The 2,197-nt window shown below is 36.4% G+C and carries 1 protein-coding gene, 4 tRNA genes and 3 pseudogenes; 1 reads left to right on the forward strand and 7 read right to left on the reverse strand.

Annotated elements, in window-relative coordinates; all coding sequences use genetic code 11:
• Window positions 1–169 precede the first annotated feature (169 nt).
• The 3 genes and pseudogenes from BA79_RS19760 to BA79_RS19885 all read right to left on the reverse strand — a co-directional run.
• Window positions 170–247, reverse strand: a pseudogene (locus BA79_RS19760) (hypothetical protein); the annotation flags it as partial.
• 254 nt (window positions 248–501) lie between these two features.
• Window positions 502–1,047 carry an HAD-IIIA family hydrolase gene (locus BA79_RS18625; RefSeq protein ID WP_008346879.1) on the reverse strand — a complete coding sequence of 182 codons (546 nt, stop codon included), beginning with the start codon at window positions 1,045–1,047 and terminating at the stop codon, window positions 502–504.
• A gap of 149 nt (window positions 1,048–1,196) precedes the next feature.
• Window positions 1,197–1,336, reverse strand: a pseudogene (locus tag BA79_RS19885) (hypothetical protein); the annotation flags it as partial.
• Between the two features lie 120 nt (window positions 1,337–1,456).
• On the opposite strand from BA79_RS19885, the pseudogene BA79_RS19890 reads away from it, so the two are divergent.
• Window positions 1,457–1,631: pseudogene (locus tag BA79_RS19890) on the forward strand (tyrosine-type recombinase/integrase); the annotation flags it as partial.
• Window positions 1,632–1,743: 112 nt separating this feature from the next.
• On the opposite strand, the gene BA79_RS18630 reads toward BA79_RS19890, so the two are convergent.
• From BA79_RS18630 to BA79_RS18645, 4 genes are all read right to left on the reverse strand, one after another.
• Window positions 1,744–1,827 (reverse strand) — tRNA-Leu (locus tag BA79_RS18630).
• A gap of 48 nt (window positions 1,828–1,875) precedes the next feature.
• Window positions 1,876–1,958, reverse strand: a tRNA-Leu gene (locus tag BA79_RS18635).
• Window positions 1,959–1,965: 7 nt separating this feature from the next.
• Window positions 1,966–2,041, reverse strand: a tRNA-Lys gene (locus BA79_RS18640).
• A 31-nt stretch (window positions 2,042–2,072) separates the two neighbouring features.
• Window positions 2,073–2,147: transfer RNA gene (locus BA79_RS18645), tRNA-Gln, on the reverse strand.
• Window positions 2,148–2,197: the final 50 nt, after the last annotated feature.

Genomic DNA, 2,197 nt, shown 5'->3' on the forward strand with positions numbered 1-2,197 from the left:
TAGAAAAACATGAGTTTCTCTACAATCTGAACATAGCATATTAATTATATGCTATGTTTTTTAATTTTGGCCTTGATAAGTGGGTCTACTCCTCTAACTTTGTCCTTATTGCCTTTACTTCTTCATAATCTGGTGTTTTCATTAATAAACTCTGACAGAAAGTTTTCAGCAGCAGGCTCCCAACACAAGACCACAATGTAACTGCAATCAGCTTCGACCGGTCACGAGGTGCTTTTTGTTTTTCTTTTATGGAGCAATTCGATTCACTCTCCATTCATAGATTTCTAAGCAATTTCCCCCTGGTTAGCTTTCATGTTTCTTGTCATTTTTCATAGTTCGGTCTGTTTTAATTCCGTCACCATCACTTCTACTGGTTTACCTTAATTCCAACGACCTCAACACTCTGTTTATGAAAGGACTCGTAACCTTTTTATTTCAAAAAAAGATGCTACATGTTGAAACACCTTGTTTGTATTGACAGCTCTCATTAGCAGGGTAATATTACACTTGATTATTTAAACAAGAATTTTTATACAACCAGTTTATAGCATCATTAAGGTCATTGGCTATATAATCTATTTTAATCCCACTTAATTTATCAAAGTGTTCACGAAGTGAATATTCACCAGCCCCAGTTCTAACCAAAATTTTAATACTTCCTACTTTATCAGCTGCAACAATATCACTCCAACGGTCCCCAATTACGACGCAATTTTCGAGAGTTAAATCGTGTTTTTGTTGAGCTTCCATTAACATTCCTATGCCAGGCTTCCTACAAGAGCATCCATCATTATGACCGTGTGGACATATATATACTTCATCAAAACCAAAACCTTTCAATTCCTCTTTAAAATCTTCTACTTTAGCAAATCCACTTGATATACCAGGTTGATTTGTAAAAGAGAATATTTTCACATTATCTTTTTTTAGTTTATTGATTTGAATTGCTGTATAAGGAAAGAGTTCAAATTTTCCGGGATAATGAATAGTATCATCACCACCAATTGTTCCATCTCTATCTAAAAAAATTGCTTCTATCTGTTTCATGTTATACCTCCATTATCTAGCAACTGCTCCTACGTTAAGATTCATTTCAATTAGAAAATTTTGATGACATCAGTTTATCATAAATATTTATTATCAAAGTCCCCTAATACAATTAAAATCTTTTCCACTCTTCTTCTTTTCAATTTGTTTCATTCTTTCCAAGATAAAAAGGACGCTACACGAAGTAACACCCTTTTATCTTTTGCTTCTCAATATAAATTTTTAAGCTCGTCATTAGACCATCCAGCAAATAACTTGTCTTGTAAAATGTGTAACGATATTCAGCAAACTCTTGTGACAAAATAGACCACGATAGATATAAGAAAGAAATTGATGTCAACAAAGCCTCAACATTTATTAATGGAGAACATCATGTACTAATAGAGCCCAAAACAAAGAAAATAAGGCTAGGCTACATGATCTTAGGCTCTCTCATGTTGCTTTATTAATTTCAAGAAGAAGAATATTATACAATCAAAGAAAGAGGACATGCCTCTATTCGGACAACAATAGACGTATATGTTCACTTATTTCCTAACAAACAAAAGGCTATGGCTGAAGAAAAATTGGATGACATTATATAAAAATATCAACCTCAAACAAAAAAAGCCCACTTACTTAAGATCAGTGGACAGATTCATTTAGAAGTTATAAAAAATAAAAAAACCAAAGGTCTACCACCTTTGGTTTTTTAGATGCGGCCGAGAGGACTTGAACCTCCACGGGTTATTCACCCACTAGGCCCTCAACCTAGCGCGTCTGCCATTCCGCCACGACCGCGTGTATGATGTGCTCATATATTCATAAGTGCACTGTTTGAAAAAACAATGCGGGTGAAGGGACTTGAACCCCCACGTCATAAAGACACTAGATCCTAAGTCTAGCGCGTCTGCCAATTCCGCCACACCCGCGTGACAATGGTGAGCCATGAAGGACTCGAACCTTCGACCCTCTGATTAAAAGTCAGATGCTCTACCAACTGAGCTAATGGCTCATCTGCTATGCAGAAAAACATATATAAAAAATGGCTGGGCTAGCTGGATTCGAACCAACGCATGACGGAGTCAAAGTCCGTTGCCTTACCGCTTGGCTATAGCCCAACGAATCAAAAAACAAAACATGACCCGTACGGGATTCGAACCCGTGTTAC

The sequence above is a fragment of the Bacillus altitudinis 41KF2b genome (assembly GCF_000691145.1).
GTDB lineage: Bacteria > Bacillota > Bacilli > Bacillales > Bacillaceae > Bacillus > Bacillus altitudinis.

What these genes read in the sequence shown, in the direction of transcription:
- BA79_RS18625 (WP_008346879.1), bottom strand. Translation starts at nt 1,047, where the DNA reads ATGAAACAGATAGAAGCAATTTTTTTAGATAGAGATGGAACAATTGGT.